This window comes from Streptomyces sp. NPDC096013 (genome assembly GCF_044763565.1).
In the GTDB taxonomy this organism is placed as follows: Bacteria; Actinomycetota; Actinomycetes; order Streptomycetales; family Streptomycetaceae; genus Streptomyces.
Map to the genome: position 1 here is coordinate 134149 of NZ_JBIWGK010000014.1, position 18144 is coordinate 152292.

Here is an 18144-nt window from a genome sequence, read left to right on the forward strand (position 1 = left end):
CCCGAGACAGTCAGGCGTCAGGGTCGACTTCGGGATGCGTGAACCGCACGGGCTTGCCCAAGGACCGGGCGTAGGCGATCTCGGCTCGGGTGCTGTCTCCGATGTAGTCGCCGACTACGAGCACCTCGTCAGCCAGCCGGATCTTCGCCCGGTGCAGATCGCCGAGTCGAACCTTCAACGCCTCGGCCTCGACAGGATCGGACCGGAGCACGTGCGGCGACTTCATGTCGCAGGCCGGTTTGACGACGATCCTTCCGGCCTTGGTCTCCCGCAGGTCGGCCTCGTTCATCTCGGTCATGAAGCGGGTGGAACCGCAGATCACGACGATAAGCGGGAGGTTCAGCAGCTTCTTCGCGTCGGCGAGCTTCCCCTCGGGGGTACGCAGATGCGGATATGACACTGGGTCCTCCTGGCGGTGTGATGCGAGCGGTGCCCGTGGAGACGGCAACGAGGGTGTTCGAGATCGTTCTGCGACGACCGCGACGGTCCGGTCCGGGTTCAGCGATGCTCAGCGGGGTCAACTCCTCAGTGAGGCAAGGGCCGTCGCCACTCGTGCGCACGCCTCCGGTGGGGTCGAGGCGTGTGGGGAGAACCGGAGGGAGTCCGCGCGGACGGTCGGGGTGACCCCTTCGCCGTGCAGCGCCTTCGCGACGACGGACGGATCGTGCCCGGGCACGGTGAAGGAGAGGATGCCCGCCCGCCGCGCCGGGTCGGCGGGGGAGAGGACGAGACCGCCGTGTTCCCGCACCACCTCGGTCAACTCGGCGACGCGCAGGGCGATCTCGGCCTCGATCGCCGCGACCGTGTACCGCTCGACGAGCCCGAGACCGGCAGCGAACGCGGCGGCCGTCACCGGGCTGAGATTGGTGATCGACCAGCGCCGCGCGTCCACGGCCGGCACGTGCTCGTCTCCGTCGAAGACACCGACGTCCTCGACACCCGTCCAGCCGGTGAGGACGGGTTCCAGGGATTCCAGGGCCCGGTCGGACAGCGCCGCGAAGCCGGTGGCCCATCCCGCGCGCAGCCACTTCTGACCGCCCGCGACCACCACATCGGCCGCGTCCCACGCCATCCGCGCCACCCCGAACGCCTGGATGGCGTCCACGATCAGCAGCCGGTCCGGTCCGATCGCCTCGCGCAGTGCGGCGAGGTCGGCACGGAAGCCGGTGCGGAAGTCCACGGCACTGACGGACACGCCGACCACGTCGTCGGTCAGCGCGGCGCGGACGAGGTCGGGAGTGACTCCCTCGCCGGGTGCGGGATCGAGCCAGCGCGGTGTGGCCCGGCCGAGGCCGGCGCTGCGCCGCCACGGGTAGTGGTTGGCCGGGAAGTCGGTGCGCGGCGCGAGGACCACGCCCGCACGGATGCCGAGGGCGGCGTGGAACAGCCCGGTGGACGCGTTCGGGAGGAGCACCGTGTGGCGGCCGTCGGTACCGGCCAGGCGGGCGGCCGTGTCGCGTGCCACCGCTTCCGCGTCCATCAGGCCGTCCACGGTGGTGTGGTCGGCACGAGCCGACTCCTCCAGGGCCTGCGCCGTCGCGGCCACGACGTCCCGTGACGGCGGGCCGAACCGCGCGAAGTCGAGATAGCCCGCAGGTGTGTCGAAGTGGTCTGCGTACGACGTGAGCACGGGGCACGTCCTTCCGGGAGGGCGCGGGGCCGCGGGGTTACGGCGAGTGTGTCCGGCGAGCGGTGCCCTGCCCCCTTCCGGTCGGCGCGCACGCGTTCCCGCCGGCCCGCACGTTACGCGGCGCGCCCCGCTCGGGCCTGACCGGGGTGAATGTCGTTGTTCCCGTGGCGCCCTGTACGCCCTTGACCTCATGACGGAACACGGGACGGTCGTAGCCCTCCCGAATGGGTCTACGACCGTCCCGAGCGCGCTCGTTGGGGACCGGGGCTCAGTGCCCGGCGGCCTCCTCGGGGCGGGCGTGGCGCGGCAGGAGGAAGGAGAGGAGGAAGGTCAGCGCGAGCATTCCGTCGACGATCCAGAGCAGCGTCTGCATGACGGAACCGAAACCGCTGCGGAAGGCCGACGACGCGGTGGCCTCCAGGGCGGCGGGTATGCGTGCGCCTGCCTCGGACGCGGTCACCGCGGCCCGGGTGTCCTTCCCCAGGAGCGCGCAGGACGCCGGGGTCGCCGCGGGGTCCTTGGCGGTGGCGCGGTCCGAGGCGCACCGGCGCAGGTCGGCCACGATGCGGTCCTGCGTCGCCGGAGCGACGTGTGCCGCGGTCAGCCGGCCGCGCAGATCGTCCGAGCGGTGGTCGACCGCTCCGGCGATCCCGCCGCCCAGCAGACCGAAGAACACGGTGCCGAGGATGGCCACGCCGAAGGCGCCGCCGAGCTGCTGCATCGCGGTCATCGTGCCGGACGCCGAACCGGTCTCGTGCTGTTCGACGCTGGCGAGGACGATGTCGAAGAAGGGCGCCATGAGCAGGCCCATGCCGATGCCGGTGACGAGCAGCGCCGGCAGAAGCTGCCAGGGGCCGACGCCGGACCCCGCCTGGTCGAGAGTCAGCCAGACGCCGAACACGCCGAGTGCCATGACCACCGTGCCCGCCTGGAGCACGGCGCGTCCGAAGCGGACGACACCCTGCGCGATCCCGAAGCCGACGATCATGCCGCCGGACCAGGGCACCATCACCAGGCCCGCCTTGAGCGGGGAGTAGCCGAGGCCGATCTGGGTGTAGAGGTTGAAGACCAGCATGAAGCCCTGCATGGTCGAGAAGAAGACCAGCCCGAGGACCATGCCGCCGCTGAAGCCGCGCTTGCGGAAGAGGCTCGGGACGACAAGCGGGTCCTGGCCGTTCCTGCTGCGGTTCGACTCGTACCGGGCGAATACGGCGAAGACGGCGATCGACGAGGCCATCATCACGAACGTCCACGCGGGCCAGTCGTACTCACGCCCCTGGACCAGCGGGAAGATGAGCAGCAGCGCGGCCAGCGAGACCAGCAGCATGCCCGGGATGTCGAGGCGCGGCTTGGTCTCGGAGCGCCCCCGCGGCAGGTAGCGCAGGGCGCCGAGGATCGCCGCGGCCCCGAGCGGCAGGTTGATCAGGAAGATCATGCGCCAGCCGGTGCCGAAGTAGTCCGCGTCCACGAGCCAGCCCGCCAGGATCGGCCCGCACACCGCGGACAGCCCCATGACCGGACCGAACATGCCGAACGCCTTCTGCGACTCCTTCGGAGGGAACATCTCCTTGATCATGCCGAGGCCCTGCGGCAGCATCACCGCGCCGAACAGACCCTGCACGATCCGCGCGCCGATCAGCATCTCGGGGGACACGGATATCGCGCAGAGCAGTGAGCCCAGCGTGAATCCGGCGGCTCCGACCAGGAACATCCGGCGGCGGCCGTGGATGTCGCCGAGCCGTCCGCCGGTGACGAGCCCGACCGCCATCGACAGGGTGTAGGCGGCGGCCAGCCATTGCAGCGTGGAGGCGCCGCCGCCGAGGTCGGCCCGCATGGAGGGGCCGGCGATGTTCGTGACGACGGCGTCGAGGAGGTCCATCACCTCGGCCGCCAGGATCACGAAGAGCGCTGCCCAGCGCCACCGGTAGGGCGCTGGCGAGTCGATGGGCGTCTCGGTGGACGCGACACCGGTGGTGGACATCGGAACTCCTCGGAAAGGGTCCGCGCGCAGTGAGGACCTGCGGGCGCGGTGGGACGGGTGGATGCGACCGCCCGGCTCCCAGGTGAGGGCGGGAAGGCGCGACCGTACGCCGGAGAACACTGTTCACTTTAACAGAACGGTGCTCACCGGGAGAACGGCGTTCATCAAGATATAGCGCAACCGGGAGGCGGAGACAAGATATATCGCGTTTCTCGGGGTGAACGCTGCTCACCCGGAGAGAACACCGCTCTCCCGGCGCCTAGACTGTCTCCATGACTGACGCGGACGCCGACACCCCCGCACCGCCACCGATCTCCCCCTGGGATCGCGAGCGCCCGGCACCCGCACGTGTCACCCCGGCCCGCACCCCCCTGTCACGCGAGCGGGTCGTCGACGCCGCCTTCACCGTGCTCGACCGTCAGGGACTCGACGGCCTGTCGATGCGTCAGGTCGCGGCGGAACTCGGGGTGACGGTCTCCGCCCTCTACGCCCACGTCAGCTCCAAGGACGACGTCCTGGAGCTCATGTACACCCGCCTCTTCGACGACTTCAAGCCGCCCGAGGCCGACCCGGAGCGCTGGCAGGAGGAGGTGCGCGAGTACGCCCTCGAAGGGCGGCGGCGCCTTCTGGCGCACCGGGACATGGCCAGGATCTCCATGGCCCATGTCCCCTTCACCGCCGAACTCCTGCCGCATGTCGAGGCGCTGCTCGGAGTGTTCCGTACCGCAGGGCTGCCCGACCGCATCGCGGCGGAGGCCAGCGACCTCATCTCGACGTACATCGACGGGTTCGTCCTGGAGGAGGGCATGTGGCGCGACCGGGCCGCCCAGCAGAACGCGGACACCTCCTCGCCCGCCCGCCCCGACTGGCGTGAGATGGCCGACGAGATGCAGAACTACTTCGCGTCCCTTCCGGCCGCGGACTTCCCCCATCTGCGCGCCCTGGCCGGGGTCATGGTGACGGACTCCTCCGACGAGCGGTTCGACATCGGCCTGGAGATCATCCTGCGCGGCCTCGCGAGCTATCTGCCGTCCGACCCGGCCTGACCCGAACAGGCCGCGAAGCCGGGTCGGTTCACGGTGGCTCCCTTGCGCTGTGTGTCGTGACCGGCGGCCTGTGAGGTCACCGGTCACGACAGGGACTGGTGGTGGTCAGACGATGATGCGGTCGAGGTTGGGTGCTCCGGCGGTGGGGTTGGAGAACTGGATGGTGTTGTTGCCGGCCTTGAGCTGGACGGTGACGTCTTTGGTGACGACGGTGTTGTAGTCGGGTGTCTCGGGGAAGCTGACGGTCTGTTTGACGCCGTTGACCGTGACGACCGCGCTGCGGGCCTGGCCGACGCTCATGAACGAGACACTCATGGTGTAGCTGCCCGCCGCGGGTTCGGAGACGTTGGTGAAGGTGGCGGTTCCGCCGTTGCCGAGGTAGCTGAGTTTCTTCCCGCCCGAGCAGTGCGCGCAGTTCGTGACGGTGGTGCCACCGGCCAGGGTCGCCGCCTCGGCCTCGTACGACACGTTCCCCCCGCTCGGCGGAGGCGACGTCGGCGGCGGAGTCGTACCACCGTTCATGCTCGCGCCGAGGCTGTCCAGGGCCGTCTGGACCAGGGCCTGGGTGTTGGTGTTGAGGTTGGAGTTGGTGCCGTTGACGACCCACTTCGAACCGGAGAACATCACCACGGTCACGCCGTTGTCGACACCGCCGGTGGTCCCGCTGCTGGGTATGCCGAGCAGTTGGGCGGCCTTCACGGACGCCTCGCCCAGTTCGCGGGAGTCGTTGTCCGAGGTGGTCTGGCTGTTCGCGGTCTGGGTGTCGCCGAAGATCGAGCCGATGACCTTGCCGTTGTAGAACATCAGCGCGAACTGCCGGCCCGACATGCCGCGCTCTTTGTAGTAGAAGTGCGGGCAGGGGCTCTTGCGGTCCCAGCAGTCGTCACCCAGCACGTAGAACGGCACGTGATGCGCGCCCAGGGCTTGGCCGTTGCTGTCCTGCCAGGTCGTCTCGCCCTGGTGGTCGGGGTCGGGATCGGAGTCGCTGCCGTCGGTGTCGATGGCCATGCCGGAGGTGTAGGAGTACACGCCCGGGGCGACCTGGTACACGTTCACGTTCTGAGCCCGCGTCATGGTGTTGATGTGGGGCTTGGAGTTGACCTGGTTCGCGGCCGTCGAGTTCTGCTGGACGCCCGCCAGGACCTGAGCGGCGGTGTACGAGGTGGCGGCCGGGGCCGCCCCGACTGCTGTGGGGGTCGTCGCGGCGTCGGCGTGGCCGACGGCGAACGGTGCGGCGAGCGCGATGGCTGAGGCGGCTGCCACAGCGAGGCGCGTACGGATCGATGACATGGCGGTGTTGGGCCTCCATCGTTCGTTAGTAATCTTTCCTAACAGACGGAAGCAGTGGTGACCGCAGTCACACAATCGTCTCGTTAAGTAGCTTTACTAAGTCCATACCTCTAGTGATCCGGTCGGGCTTCCCTTCTGGTGACGCGTCATTCTTTAAATGTGCAGGTCAATGGATGCTTGCGGTGGCGTGGGTGTGGGCGGCCGGTCAACTGGCCCCGGGGGAGGGCGGCTTGGTCGTCTTCCGGTCGCCTTGGCGCGGGCCTCTGGGCTGAGTTCCTCTGTTAGGAAACTTTCCATTCCATTGTCTTGACGAGGCCCGCCACCGAGAGATTGACTGCGGGCGCCGCCGACGGAACGTCACCACATCCCCACGCCCCCGCTCGCGTCCGCATCACCTCGACGCGGCTCACGGCACTCGAACTGCGCTTCAAAGCCCGGCAGTTGTTGTCGGGTGTCGGTTCCCGCAGCTTCTTCCGCGTCGGCACCCCGCTGTGCGTCCCGCTCCCGGATCATCCCAACTGGAGGACACCCGTGACATGGTCACGACTTACCAAGGGGCTTGTCGCTTCCGCACTTCCGGTGGCAGTGGCGGCGGTGGGCATCAGCGCGACCGCCAGTGCCAGTCCTCAGGCGGCCAACGCGTTCCCGGCCCACTACGCCGCGCCCTACCTTGAGCTCTCCAGCGGCACCGCCGGTGACATGGCGGCTGACATGGGAGCCACCGGGCTCAAGAACTACACCCTGGCCTTCCTCATCCCCAAGTCCGGCTGTACTCCGCAGTGGGAGGCCGGCAACAGCGCACTGGGCGCCTTCACCTCGCAGGTCAACAGCCTCAAGGCGGCCGGCGGCAACGTCATCATCTCCTTCGGCGGTGCGGAAGGCGGAGAACTGGCGCAGACCTGCACGTCCGTCTCGGCCCTCACCGCCGCCTACGCCAGCGTGGTCAACACGTACGGCATCACACGGCTCGACTTCGACATCGAAGGCGGCACCCTGGGCAACACCGCGGCCAACACCCGGCGCAACCAGGCCCTCGCCGCCCTCCAGGCCCAGAATCCGAACGTCGAAGTCGACTACACCCTCGCCGTCGACCCGTCCGGCCTGGAGTCCGACACGCTCAACCTGCTCAAGGACGCCAAGAGCAAGGGCGTCAAGGTCAACCTCGTCAACATCATGACCATGGACTTCGGCGACGGAGAGAACGCCCTCAACGACGCGCTGTCCGCAGCCAAGGGCACCGCCGCGCAACTCGCGAGCCTCTACGGCATCTCGACCGCCCAGGCCTACGGACGCATGGGACTGACGCCGATCGCCGGCCGGAACGACGACGACGAGAACTTCACCCAGGCCAACGCCACCACCCTGGAATCCTTCGCCGCCACCAACGGCGTCCAGGAGCTGTCCTTCTGGGAGGTCGACGGCTACGACAAGGGAACCGGATACGCCTACTCCCGGATCTTCAACAAGATCACCGGTGGCACCACGACTCCTCCGCCGAGCGGAGGGAACGTGTCGTACGAGGCCGAGGGGGCGACCCTGGCCGGCGGCACCACCGTCACGAACTGCGCGCACTGCTCGGGCGGGAAGAAACTCAGCTACCTCGGCAACGGCGGAACCGCCACCTTCACCAACGTCTCCGAACCCGCGGCGGGCAGCTACACCATGAGCGTCTCGTTCCTGAGCGTCGGCCAGGCCCGCAGCGCGGTCGTCACGGTCAACGGCGTCAAACAGACCGTCAGCTTCCCCGAGACACCCGACTACAACACCGTCGTCACCAAAGACGTCACCGTCCAGCTCAAGGCCGGCAACAACACCATCCAGTTCTCCAACCCCACCGCCGGAGCACCCAACCTCGACCGCATCATCGTCTGATACCGACTCCCGGCAAGAGGCATGAGACTCGGGAGATCCATCGACGGCCGTGAGTCACGGCTCCGAGGTCTCGGACTCCAGCGCGGTCCGGGTCGCTGTCCCGTAGACGCCCGACTCGTCCTGGAGGACGAGTCGGGTGAGCTGGTAGCTGCGGACCGCGCTCTCGACCTCGCGGTCGTAGTCGCCGTCGGCGGCGCCGCCGTAGAGGCCGGTCTGCCGGAGGCGGAGCTGGAGTTCGACGACCTCGGGGCCCTTGTCGCCGAAGCGGAGGACGGGGGCCTGGCCGTTCGACGCGCTCGGTGAGGGGGCGGTCGGAGCGCTGGAGGGGCTCCCGGTCGGGACGGTGGAGCCGGTCGCGGTGATCGGGCTCGTGGTCGCGGTCGGGGTCGGGGTCGCTCCGGGAGAGGAGGCCGTCGTCTCGGACGGCTGCGCCGGGGATGCGGTACCGGACGGTGTTGCGGGGGAGGAGGCGCCAGCGGATCGCTGATTCCGCGGAAGGCCAGCACGCGGGCCGTCCGACATCGAGCCGTCCCGCGAAGGGCTTTGGTACTGGAAGAGCCCTGCGACCAGTCCTCCCGTCACCAGGGCTGCCACCACGGCTCCGGTCCCTGCGAGCAGGACCACCCGGTGCCTTCGGTGCGGCGGGCCACTGTCGGCCGAGGGCTGCGGAGCGGTTTCGTCGAGGGGTAACGAGGTGGCGGGTCCCGGCCCCAACTCGGCCGTGGCGGCGGCTGCGCTGCCCAACTCCTCTAAGGAGCTGGGTTGTTGTTGCTTCCCGACATCCTCCGAAGAGACGGCCGGTTGGCCCGCAGGCGCGTTCGCGGCCTCGGGCGGGGAGTCGGCAGGGCTCTCAGAGGCGTCGCCGACCGCCACGAACGGCCGGATGCGCAGCGGGTCGAAGTCCTCCGCGGCCGCTGCCTCCGCCGTACGCGACTCACGGTGGGCGTCGGACGCGCGGCGCGTGCAGGAGCAGGCGGGAGTGCCGTCCTCCGCGCGAGGCGCGCCACACTCCGGGCAGACGGGGGCTGTCGGTTCACTCACCCAAGTTCCCTCTCCGTGCAGGCTCCAGAGTTTAGACAGGTCTCCCGCACAGAAAATCCATGAGTCGTGGAATCTGGAATCGGAACGTCCGGAAAGCCGGGAATCGGTTCCATGACCGGGTCGGAGTGCTCCCGCGGATGTGGCGTAGCCCCGCGTCCTCGAACTCTGCGCAGGGCGCAGTCGGGGAGTTGGTCAGCTGGGCTGAAGGACGAAGTCGTACTCGGCGTGCAGGTACGGGACTTCGAGTGTGCCGCCGTCGGGCGCGGTACCGGCCGGTCGTTCCGTGAACGGGATGATCAGTTCGTCCTTGGTGCCGAAGACGACGTCGGAGTCGAGATAGTCGCTGTCCGCCTGGAAAAGATGGGTGATCAGCTTCCGGTAGCCCGGCTCGTCGATGAGGAAGTGGACGTGGGCCGGCCGGAAGTGGCTGATGTCCGTCCTGCGCATCAGGTCGCCGACGGGGCCGTCCATGGGGATGGCGTACCCGCGCGGGGCGATGGTGCGGATGCAGTAGGTGCCGTCCTCGCGGGTGCGGTACTTGGCGCGCAGGCGTGCCTCGTCGATCTCGGGGATCTGGGCCTCGTAGGCGCCTTCCGCGTCGGCCTGCCACACGTCCAGCACGGCGTTCGCCAGCGGCTTGCCCTCGGTGTCGGTCACCTTCCCGGTGAAGAACAGCGGTGTGCCCGGGATGCCGTCCGACATGTCGAAGCCGTGGGGCGCGGTCGGCGAGCCGTCGATGTGGAACGGACCGAGCACCGTGGCGGGGGTCGCCCGCGGCGTGAACTCGTTGTTCAACTGGACGACCAGCGTGCTCAGTCCTAGCACGTCGGAGGTGAGGATCAGCTCCTGGCGCTTGTCGTCGCTGATCCCGCCGGCCGCGGTCAGCCACTGGATCGCGGCCATCCACTCGTCCTCGGTGAGCCGCACCTCACGCGAGAAGGCGTGCAGATGACGGACCAGCGCGGTCATCAGCTCGCCCAGCCGCGGGGAGTGAGCGGTGGCCCACCGCTCGACGGCCAGCTCGGTGATGTTGTCCTCGTCGACGAACACGGTTGCGGCTCCTTGGTCTGCGTGCGTGCGGGTGGATGGCGGGACGGCGGGCGCGGGGTCAGTCCTCGCGCCGGTCCTTCGTGAGCGGGTCCGTGCTGTAGGGCTCCGGCGGCACCGGGATGTTGTGGCGGTCGACGGACAGGAAGACGTCCTGCGCGACAGGATGGCGCAGTTCCTCGGCGAGCTGGCCGATCAGGCCTGCGGTGCGGGCCAACAGCGCGAAGCCGCGCAGCAGTTGGAGGGGGAGGCCGAGGTCCGCGAGGGCGGCGCCGCACACCCCCGCTCCGTTCAGGGGGAGCGTCCGGTGCAGCACCTTCGGGTGCACCCGGCCGATGGCGGCGAACAGGCTCAGGTGCGGGCCGAAGACACCCTCCTCCTGGGCGATCCGCATCAGTCGCGGCGTACGGGGGTCGCCTTCCTTGTGCACGTGGTGACCCAGTCCGGGGATGAACTCCCCGGCCGCGCGCCGCCGTTCGACCGTGCGCAGCGCGACCGCGTCCCAGCCGGCCTCGTCGGTGGGCAGGTCTCCGCCGAGGGACTCCAGTACGTCGTGCAGGAAGAGGCCGGTGTCCTCGGTGACGCCGAGGAAGCGCGAGCCGCCGCCGAGGAGCCCGGCGGCCAGGGCGCCCTGGACCGAGTCCGGGGCGGAGAGGTAGGTCAGGCGGGTGACGATGGCCGTGGGCGTGAAGCCGTGGTCGGCCAGTGCCGCGAGCACCGCCTCGAAGACACGGGTCTCGCCGGGTGTGGGCCGCCGCTGGGTCGCGAGCCAGAACGCGAGTTCACCGAAGCCGACCGAACCCATGATGTCCTCGGCCAGGTCGTGCCCGAGCAGGGTGATGGTCCGCAGGTCGGCGGCGCCGAGGGCCGTGGGATAGGCGGGGCGCGGTGTCGGCTCAGACATGGTCGGCCTCCTCGGGTCCGGACAGCCAGGTCCGCAACTCCGCCCCGTGCTCGTCGAGTTCGGGTGGCGGCAGCCGGTAGGAGGCGGGGGTGGCGGAGAAGCGGATCGGGTGCCGTGTGGTGGGCACCGCGCGCTTGCCCTCGCCCACGGTGACGACCGGGTCGAGTCCGAAGCGGTCGGCCATGGCGAAGCCGCCGTCGATGGTGTTGATCGGTCCGCTCGGCACACCGGCCTCCACCAAAGCCTCGAACCACTCGGTCGCCCCGCGGGTCTTCAGCCTCTCGGCCAGCAACGGCCGCAGCAGGTCGCGGTGGGCGGTGCGGTCGGCGTTGCGCGCGAACCGCGGGTCGTCGGCCACGTCCGGTATGCCGAGGACCTCGCACAGCTTGCGGAACTGGCCGTCGTTGGCGGCGGTCACGATGAGGTCGTTGTCGGCGGTGGGCAGCGGTTCGTAGGGGAAGACGCTGGGGTGGGCGTTGCCCATGCGGTAGGGCACGGTGTCGCCGGCGACGTAGGCCGAGCTGTGGTTGACCAGTCCGGTCAGGGCCGAGGACAGCAGGTTCACCTCGACGAGCTGGCCCGTGCCCGTGGCGTCGCGGTGGCGCAGGGCGGCGAGGATGCCGATCGTGGCGTGGTTGCCGGCCATCACGTCGAACACGGAGATCCCTGCCCGGTACGGCGGCCCGTCGGGGTCGCCCGTCAGGCTCATCAGCCCCGAGATGGCCTGCACCATGAGGTCGTAGCCGGGGACGTGCCGGCCGGGTCCGGCGCCGAAGCCGGTGATCGACGTGTAGATCAGCCCGGGGTTGTCCTGCCGGACCGAGTCGTAGTCCAGTCCGTACTTCGCCATGCCGCCGGGCTTGAGGTTCTCGATCAGGACGTCCGCCCGGCGGGCGAGGTTCCGGGCGACCCGGGCGTCCTCCTCGTCGCGCAGGTCGAGGGCGATCGAACGCTTTCCCCGGTTGACCCCGAGGTAGTAGGTCGAGACCTCGTCGCGTGTCGGGGGCATCCAGGCGCGGGTGTCGTCGCCGCCCGGTCCCTCGACCTTGACGACGTCGGCCCCCAGGTCGGCGAGCAGCATTGTGGCGTACGGCCCGGCAAGGATCCGTGAGAAGTCCGCGACGAGCACCCCGGAGAGCGGGCCCGCGGCGCCCGGCGGTGTGGGCTTGGCGCTCTGCGACATGAACCTTGCCTTTCTGTCCGCACACCGGACAGTCGTCCGGACAGTGATTCTCTGTCCCGGACGAGGGAGGCGTCAAGACACGATCGCGCCGGACGGCCGGACCGCGTGGGGCGCGGACTCCAGCCGGGCGAAGTCCAGACTGATCTCGCCGGCGGCCTGGAGGAGGAGCGGCAGATGCTCGTCGAGCAGCACCTCCATCGAGGTCTCGGCGGCATGCGCGTTCACGTTGACGCTCGCGACGACGCGGCCCGAGCCGTCCCGCAGCGGGGCCGCCACCGAACGGATGCCCCTGGCCAGTTGCTCGTCGGTCACCGCCCAGCCCCGCGCGCGCACCTCCCGCAACTCCGCCTCCCATTCGGCCCGGCCGGGGTGCCACACCGACTCCAGGCCCGAACGGCTGGGCTCGGCGATGACCCGGGCCGCCTCGTCGGGCGCGAGCGCGGCCAGCAGCACCTTGCCGAGCGAGGTGGGCAGCGCCGGGAAGCGGGTGCCGATCTGCACGGCGAGGGTCACGATCTTGGGCACCGACACCCGGGCGACGTAGACGATGTCCGAACCGTCGAGCTGGGCGATCGAGCAAGACTCGTTCGTGCGCTCCACCAGCCACTCCAGGTGCGGACGGGCCACGTCCCACAGTCCCGTCGAGCGGACGTAGGCGACGCCGAGGTCCAGCACGCGCGGGGTCAGCACGAAACCGCCGGACTGCTGGCGCACGTAGCCCAGTTCGGTCAGCGTGAGCAGGATCCGGCGTGCGGTCGGCCTGGCCAGCCCCGTCGCGTTCGCCACGTCGGACAGCGACATCACCGGCTGCCGCGGCCGGAAGGCGGTGATGACCTCCAGGCCCCGGGCCAGCGCCTCGATGAAATCGGGTCCGGTTCCTTCGCGCGGCATGGTGGCTCCTCTGATCGCCGTCGGCTTCGCTCACGGGTGTCCGCCCTACGGACACCTCATCGAGGGCACTCTACGCAGCAGGAACGGCCTCCGTCGCCACGGCTCGTGCGCGGCGACCCGAGCGGGACCGTAGAGCGGACAGCTGGGGACATTCCCGGGCGGAATTCGGAATCCGCAGAGTATTGACACCGGTGAACAGCCTGACGACGATCGGTCACCAACCGAGAGCCGCCATACGGACAGTCGTCCGCTGTCGAGTGGGAGATTCCGTGATGAGCCAGGCCACCCCATTCCAGGCGGGGCGCCCCGTCGTCCTGCGCGGCGGCACCGTACTGCCCATGGACCGCGCACGGCGGGTGCTGAGCGACACCGACGTGCTGGTGACGGGGGACCGGATCACCGCGGTCGGCCCGCGGCTCGCCGTACCCGAGGGGACCGCCGAGATCGACGCGTCCGACGGCATCGTGATGCCCGGCATGATCGACACGCACCGGCACATGTGGCAGACGGCCATGCGCGGCTACGGCGCCGACTGGACCCTGACCCAGTACTTCGTCTGGTACTACCTCGAACACGGCAAGGCCTTCCGGCCCGAGGACGTGCACGCCGGGAACCTCCTGGCCGCCGTCGAAGCGCTGGACGCCGGAGTGACCACGGTCGTCGACTGGTCACACGGTCTCCAGACCGTCGACCACGCGGACGCGGCGGTCGACGCGCTCCAGGCCGTGCCCGGCCGCTTCGTCCTCGCCTACGGCAACATCCAGCAGGCTCCGGCGGAATGGACCGCTGCACCACAGTTCCGGGACTTCGTCCGCCGCCGCATCACCGGCGACGACATGCTCGGCTTCCAGATCGCCTTCGACGTCACCGGCGATCCCGCCTTCCCCGAGAAGCCCGCCTTCGAGGTCGCCCGCGACCTGGGCATCGCCGTGACCACCCACGCCGGAGTCTGGGGCGCCACCAACGACGACGGCATCCGGCTCATGCACGAGCACGGATTCATGACCCCCGAGACCGTCTACGTGCACGCCTCCACCCTGTCGGCCGACTCCTACCACCGCATCGCGGCCACGGGCGGCTCGGTCTCGGTGTCCACGGAGAGCGAGCAGAGCGCCGGCCAGGGCTATCCCACGACCTGGGCGGTCCGCTCCCACGACATCCCCGTCTCCCTCTCCATGGACACGAGCGTGTGGTGGAGCGGAGACCTCTTCTCCGCCATGCGCACCACCCTCGGCGCCGACCGCGCCCGCGAGCACCTGGAAGCCCACGCCCAGGGCGAGACCGTCACCCACGTCGCGCTGCGCGCCGACCAGGTGGTGGAGTGGGCAACACGCGGCGGTGCCAGGGCACTTGGCCGTGAACACGACCTGGGCAGCATCGAGGAGGGCAAGAAGGCCGACCTCGTCCTCCTGAAGAACGACCACTCACCGGTCTCCTTCCCGCTGCTCAACCCGTACGGCCATGTGGCCTTCCAGGCCCAGCGGGGCGACGTGCACACCGTCATCGTCGACGGCCGGGTGGTCAAGCACGAGCACCGTCTCCTCGACACCGACCTGGCCGCTGTGCGGCGCACCGTCGAGCGGACCGTGGACCACCTGCGGTCGACGATGGGCGAGGAAGCCTGGGCCAAGGGCATGAACCCCGACGTCCCCGAGACCAAGGTCCTCGACAACCCCTACACGTACACCGACTACCGCAGCTCCTCGACCCACGGCAGCTGAGGAGGAGTGAGGTTCCGCGCCGATGAGTTTCGGCCCGGCGGACGGTCATAGAGACGTATCCGCTGTCGGCCATGACACGAGGGGCAGAACCTGATGAGCGATCTGACCGCGCTGCTGGAGAAATACGTCGCCGAGGGAGCCTTCCCCGGAGCGGTCGCCCTGGTGGACCGCTCCGGCGAGGTGGAGGTCGCGGCCGTGGGGTCGACCGAGCCAGGGGGCTCGGCGCCGATGCGGGCCGACACCCTGTTCCGGCTCTCCTCGGTCACCAAGCCCGTGACCGCCGCCGCCGTGCTGGCACTCGTCGACGACGGTGTGCTCACCCTGGACGCGCCGATCGCGCGCTGGCTGCCGGAACTGGCCTCCCCGAAGGTCGTCCGCACTCCCGCCGGCGCACTCGACGACGTGGTGCCGGCCGCCCGTCCCATCACCGTCGAGGACGTCCTGACCTCGCGCTCCGGATGGGGCTTCGGGGCCGACTTCACCGCACCCGCCCTTCAGCCCCTGTTCGCGGACGTGGCCGTGTACAACGGAGGCCCGCGGTCGCCACTGACCCCGGACGAGTGGGTCGCCGCCCTCGCCGGCATCCCCTTGCTGCGACAGCCCGGCGAGGCGTTCCTGTACAACGCCAGCTCCGACCTGCAAGGCGTGCTGGTGGCACGGGCCGCGGGGCGCGCGCTGCCGGAGTTCCTGGCCGAGCGGATCTTCGAGCCGCTCGGGATGAAGGACACGGCCTTCGCCGTACCGGCGTCGGAACGCGACCGCCTCACCCCCTACTACCTGACAGCCCCCGACGGCACCCACACCTTGGCCGACGCGGCCGACGGCGCATGGTCCACCCCGCCCGCCTTCGCATCGGGCGCGGGAGGCCTGGTGTCCACCGTCGCGGACTGGCACGCCTTCGGGCGCATGCTGCTGGCCGGCGGCGGCACCGTCCTCTCCCCGGACTCCGTACGCCTCATGACGACGGATCACCTCACCGCGGACCAGCGCGCCGAGGCCGACCTCTTCCTCCAGGGCCAGGGATGGGGCTACGGCGGCTCGGTCGACGTCACCTCCGCGAAGCTGTGGAACAGCCCCGGCCGCTACGGCTGGGTGGGCGGCACCGGCACCGCCGCGTACATCGACCCGTCGGCCGACACGGTCACCGTCCTCTTCACCCCCTGCGGTCTGCCCGGCCCCACCTTCCCCGCGTGGATGGCCGACTTCTGGACGTATGTCGCGACCGTCTGAACGTCCCCTTGGACCGCGGCAGCGCTGATGCCCTTTGAGACAGGCCGACCGGACGGTCGCGCCGGCCGAACAGGCAGGCCTGGGGGACGGCAGGGCAGCAGTCGGCGCACACGTCACGGTCCCGGGGGTCAGGCGGCGAAACTCTCTTTCCAAGATCACGACCGTCCGGGTGCCCGTACGGGGGCTCACCCCTGCACCCCCGTTCCCCGACCTCCAACCGGAGGCTTGTGGACGCGCGGGCGCGGTCCGTGGCATCAGCGACAGAGAGGCCGACCAGTGAACCGACCGCCGTTCTCCCCTGACACCGCCAGGTCGGCCAGGCAGGACCTGGGACTGTCGCCCCACCAGGTGACGGAACAGATGAACGCCTACGGAGTCGGCGTCGACATCTCCATGGTCCACGCATGGGAGGCCGGTGAGTACCGCCCCACGGAGGACGAGCTGTTCGCCCTCGCGGACGTCCTCTGGTGCCGGACCAAGGACCTGATGGGGATCGAGTCCCCGCGCACCCTGACGGAACACCGGCTGGTACGGCAGTTCAGCACGGACAGACTCGCCCGCTCGATCGGTATGGACACCGCGCAGTACGAGCGGGACGAGGAGACGAACAGCTGGAGCGGTGACGGACGACAGACCACAGCCCTGCTGCGGGTGCTGGACCTCACCCCTCTCCGGCTCGCCCAAGCCACCGGGCAGCCCGTCGCACCGCGGCCGGGAATCCCGAGACAGTCGAGGCCGACATGGAGTCGCGACGGATCACGCTGACTCCGCCCGCTGTACGGCCAGTCGGAAGGGACCGTCGTCGGTCCGGTGCCCGTCGGGTCGGTCCGCCGGACCGGTTCGGCGCGAGCCTCGGCAAGAAGCTCGTCCCGGCCGTGAGACGGTCCTACCGTGCACGAATCCTGGACTCTGGACCACGACGGCCCCGGCACCCCCATCCCCGCCGAAACGGTGACGCGGGCCCTCCGGGCGAGGATCGCCGAAGGCTACCTGGAGATCTGGTTGACCAGCAGCGCCGGGCGCTCGCTCGCCCTCGTCACCAACACCCGCCGCGCGATGGTCATGCTGCTCGACGACGAGGGCGACCCCGGTGAACACGCCGTCACCTCGGGAGCCCAAGGCTGGAGCTACGGCTTCGTGCTCACGTCCGGACAGCACGACACCTATCCGGACGCGGACACCGTGCCCCTCACCGATGCGCTCACCCTCGCGAGCCACATCGTGCGGGCGGGGAACTGGCCGTCCGACGCGACCCGGGTGACGGACCGCTGAGGGGCACGACCCGGACGACCAGGGACTGGGGCCGCGCCCCGTCGCGCCGGTTGGCCTGCGGACTCACACGTCCCGCGCGCTGTGCGAACTCCGGTGGCCGGCAGAGCAGTTCGGGCTACACGTCGTCCGACCCATGCCCCCGACCGTGTCCCGACCCGTCGTCCGATCCGCGCCCCGAACCTCGACCCGACCCGTCATCCGACCCCTCGTGCGACCGGTGGTGACCCGCCGTGCCGTCGTCCGCCGCCCTCCGACCGGTCTCGTCCGCGTGGCGGTCGGGACGGTCCTCGGGCGTGGAGTGGCGGGTCGTGTTGTCGTCCGTGGTCCGGCCCGTCAGGTCGTCGTCGGTGCCGTGGCGGCCCCTGTCGTCGTCCGCTCCGTCGGTGGAGCGGCCGTGGTGGTGGACGTCCTCGGCGCGTACGGCGGTGACCTTCCCGGAGGCGGCGGCGACCGTCACCTCGTGCCCGGCGCCGTCCGCGCCCGCGATCTCCACCTCCCAGGCGGCCGACCTGCCCAGGTCGTCGACCTCGACGGACGTGGCCGAGCCGGGGACCAGGGCCAGCGCGGTGCGTACCGCCGCGGCCAGACCCGTACGGGCCGAGCGGGCGAGGGCGGCCTCGCCGTCGTCGGTGCCGTCGGGCCTGCTGCCGGTGACCCTGCCGTCGGCCGTGTTCACGGTGACCTCGTGCCGTGCGCCACCGGTGGCGACGATCTCGACCTTCCAGACGGTCCGACCCCGGTGCTCGTCGAGTTCGACGGCGGTGACCGTACCCGGCAGTTCCGCCACCCCCGCGTCGGCGGCCCGCAGGAGGTCGGTCGCCGTGCCCGTCGACCGGGAGTCGTCCGCGCCTTCGAGGTGGTGGGTGCCGGAGGTGGCCGGCGACGTGCCGTGGCGACCGCCGTCGTCGGCGACGGCCACCGCCGTGACGGCCCCCGCGCCACCGATCACCGCGGTCGCCGCGAGCACGGCCGCCACGGTGCGCCGACGGCCGGTCGGGGAGCCCTGGGAAGCGTTCATCATGCGTGGTCCTTTCCC

The 18144-nt window shown here is 70.3% G+C and carries 16 protein-coding genes; 6 read left to right on the forward strand and 10 right to left on the reverse strand.

What is annotated here, in order from left to right; genetic code table 11:
- Positions 1 to 10 precede the first annotated feature (10 nt).
- The 3 genes from ACIRB1_RS36100 to ACIRB1_RS36110 all read right to left on the reverse strand — a co-directional run bounded on the left by ACIRB1_RS36100 (position 11) and on the right by ACIRB1_RS36110 (position 3611).
- Positions 11 to 400 (reverse strand): hypothetical protein, encoded by a 390-nt coding sequence (locus tag ACIRB1_RS36100; protein ID WP_403468466.1) that lies wholly within the window; start codon positions 398 to 400, stop codon positions 11 to 13.
- Positions 401 to 517: 117 nt separating this feature from the next.
- Positions 518 to 1630, reverse strand: a complete 1113-nt coding sequence (locus ACIRB1_RS36105; RefSeq protein WP_403468467.1) for an aminotransferase class V-fold PLP-dependent enzyme — start codon at positions 1628 to 1630, stop codon at positions 518 to 520.
- A 268-nt stretch (positions 1631 to 1898) separates the two neighbouring features.
- Positions 1899 to 3611, reverse strand: coding sequence for an MFS transporter (locus ACIRB1_RS36110; RefSeq protein WP_403468468.1), 1713 nt, complete (start codon positions 3609 to 3611; stop codon positions 1899 to 1901).
- Positions 3612 to 3883: 272 nt separating this feature from the next.
- Here ACIRB1_RS36110 and ACIRB1_RS36115 point away from each other — a divergent pair, with 272 nt between their 5' ends.
- Positions 3884 to 4657, forward strand: a complete 774-nt coding sequence (locus ACIRB1_RS36115; protein ID WP_352178733.1) for a TetR/AcrR family transcriptional regulator — start codon at positions 3884 to 3886, stop codon at positions 4655 to 4657.
- A 105-nt stretch (positions 4658 to 4762) separates the two neighbouring features.
- On the opposite strand, the gene ACIRB1_RS36120 is transcribed toward ACIRB1_RS36115, so the two are convergent.
- Positions 4763 to 5920, reverse strand: coding sequence for a glycoside hydrolase family 75 protein (locus ACIRB1_RS36120; RefSeq protein ID WP_403468469.1), 1158 nt, complete (start codon positions 5918 to 5920; stop codon positions 4763 to 4765).
- Positions 5921 to 6526: 606 nt separating this feature from the next.
- Here ACIRB1_RS36120 and ACIRB1_RS36125 point away from each other — a divergent pair.
- Positions 6527 to 7819, forward strand: coding sequence for a CBM35 domain-containing protein (locus ACIRB1_RS36125; protein ID WP_403468470.1), 1293 nt, complete (start codon positions 6527 to 6529; stop codon positions 7817 to 7819).
- 54 nt (positions 7820 to 7873) lie between these two features.
- Here ACIRB1_RS36125 and ACIRB1_RS36130 read toward each other — a convergent pair whose 3' ends face one another.
- From ACIRB1_RS36130 to ACIRB1_RS36150, 5 genes are all read right to left on the reverse strand, one after another.
- Entirely contained in the window at positions 7874 to 8413 is a 540-nt protein-coding gene (locus ACIRB1_RS36130) for a peptidoglycan-binding protein (RefSeq protein ID WP_403468471.1), read from the reverse strand.
- A gap of 639 nt (positions 8414 to 9052) precedes the next feature.
- The gene (locus tag ACIRB1_RS36135) at positions 9053 to 9910 is read right to left on the reverse strand and encodes a dioxygenase (RefSeq protein WP_403468472.1); all 858 of its coding nucleotides are present in this window, start codon (positions 9908 to 9910) and stop codon (positions 9053 to 9055) included.
- A gap of 58 nt (positions 9911 to 9968) precedes the next feature.
- A complete protein-coding gene (locus tag ACIRB1_RS36140; RefSeq protein ID WP_403468473.1) occupies positions 9969 to 10811 on the reverse strand; it encodes a citryl-CoA lyase in 843 nt (280 codons plus the stop codon).
- Positions 10804 to 11994 (reverse strand): CaiB/BaiF CoA transferase family protein, encoded by a 1191-nt coding sequence (locus ACIRB1_RS36145; protein ID WP_403468474.1) that lies wholly within the window; start codon positions 11992 to 11994, stop codon positions 10804 to 10806. Before ACIRB1_RS36145 ends, ACIRB1_RS36140 begins: the two co-directional genes overlap by 8 nt.
- 72 nt (positions 11995 to 12066) lie before the next feature.
- A complete protein-coding gene (locus tag ACIRB1_RS36150) occupies positions 12067 to 12885 on the reverse strand; it encodes an IclR family transcriptional regulator C-terminal domain-containing protein (protein WP_403468475.1) in 819 nt (272 codons plus the stop codon).
- 272 nt (positions 12886 to 13157) lie between these two features.
- Here ACIRB1_RS36150 and ACIRB1_RS36155 point away from each other — a divergent pair, with 272 nt between their 5' ends.
- The 4 genes from ACIRB1_RS36155 to ACIRB1_RS36170 all read left to right on the forward strand — a co-directional run bounded on the left by ACIRB1_RS36155 (position 13158) and on the right by ACIRB1_RS36170 (position 17108).
- The gene (locus ACIRB1_RS36155; protein WP_403468476.1) at positions 13158 to 14606 is read left to right on the forward strand and encodes an amidohydrolase family protein; all 1449 of its coding nucleotides are present in this window, start codon (positions 13158 to 13160) and stop codon (positions 14604 to 14606) included.
- 93 nt (positions 14607 to 14699) lie between these two features.
- Complete coding sequence (locus ACIRB1_RS36160) at positions 14700 to 15836, forward strand: serine hydrolase domain-containing protein (protein WP_403468477.1); 1137 nt, start codon at positions 14700 to 14702, stop codon at positions 15834 to 15836.
- 360 nt (positions 15837 to 16196) lie between these two features.
- Entirely contained in the window at positions 16197 to 16601 is a 405-nt protein-coding gene (locus ACIRB1_RS36165; RefSeq protein ID WP_403468478.1) for a helix-turn-helix domain-containing protein, read from the forward strand.
- A 126-nt stretch (positions 16602 to 16727) separates the two neighbouring features.
- A complete protein-coding gene (locus tag ACIRB1_RS36170; RefSeq protein WP_403468479.1) occupies positions 16728 to 17108 on the forward strand; it encodes a hypothetical protein in 381 nt (126 codons plus the stop codon).
- A gap of 115 nt (positions 17109 to 17223) precedes the next feature.
- Here the strand turns inward: ACIRB1_RS36170 and ACIRB1_RS36175 are convergent, their stop codons facing one another.
- Entirely contained in the window at positions 17224 to 18129 is a 906-nt protein-coding gene (locus tag ACIRB1_RS36175) for a PepSY domain-containing protein (protein ID WP_403468480.1), read from the reverse strand.
- Positions 18130 to 18144: the final 15 nt, after the last annotated feature.

Excerpts from the sequence above, each read along its gene's own strand:
- ACIRB1_RS36140 (WP_403468473.1), bottom strand. The coding sequence starts at position 10,811 with ATGTCTGAGCCGACACCGCGCCCCGCCTATCCCACGGCCCTCGGCGCC.
- ACIRB1_RS36150 (WP_403468475.1), bottom strand. The coding sequence starts at position 12,885 with ATGCCGCGCGAAGGAACCGGACCCGATTTCATCGAGGCGCTGGCCCGG.
- ACIRB1_RS36165 (WP_403468478.1), top strand. The coding sequence starts at position 16,197 with ATGAACGCCTACGGAGTCGGCGTCGACATCTCCATGGTCCACGCATGG.
- ACIRB1_RS36175 (WP_403468480.1), bottom strand. The coding sequence starts at position 18,129 with ATGATGAACGCTTCCCAGGGCTCCCCGACCGGCCGTCGGCGCACCGTG.
- ACIRB1_RS36110 (WP_403468468.1), bottom strand. The coding sequence starts at position 3,611 with ATGTCCACCACCGGTGTCGCGTCCACCGAGACGCCCATCGACTCGCCA.
- ACIRB1_RS36160 (WP_403468477.1), top strand. The coding sequence starts at position 14,700 with ATGAGCGATCTGACCGCGCTGCTGGAGAAATACGTCGCCGAGGGAGCC.
- ACIRB1_RS36115 (WP_352178733.1), top strand. The coding sequence starts at position 3,884 with ATGACTGACGCGGACGCCGACACCCCCGCACCGCCACCGATCTCCCCC.
- ACIRB1_RS36155 (WP_403468476.1), top strand. The coding sequence starts at position 13,158 with ATGAGCCAGGCCACCCCATTCCAGGCGGGGCGCCCCGTCGTCCTGCGC.
- ACIRB1_RS36145 (WP_403468474.1), bottom strand. The coding sequence starts at position 11,994 with ATGTCGCAGAGCGCCAAGCCCACACCGCCGGGCGCCGCGGGCCCGCTC.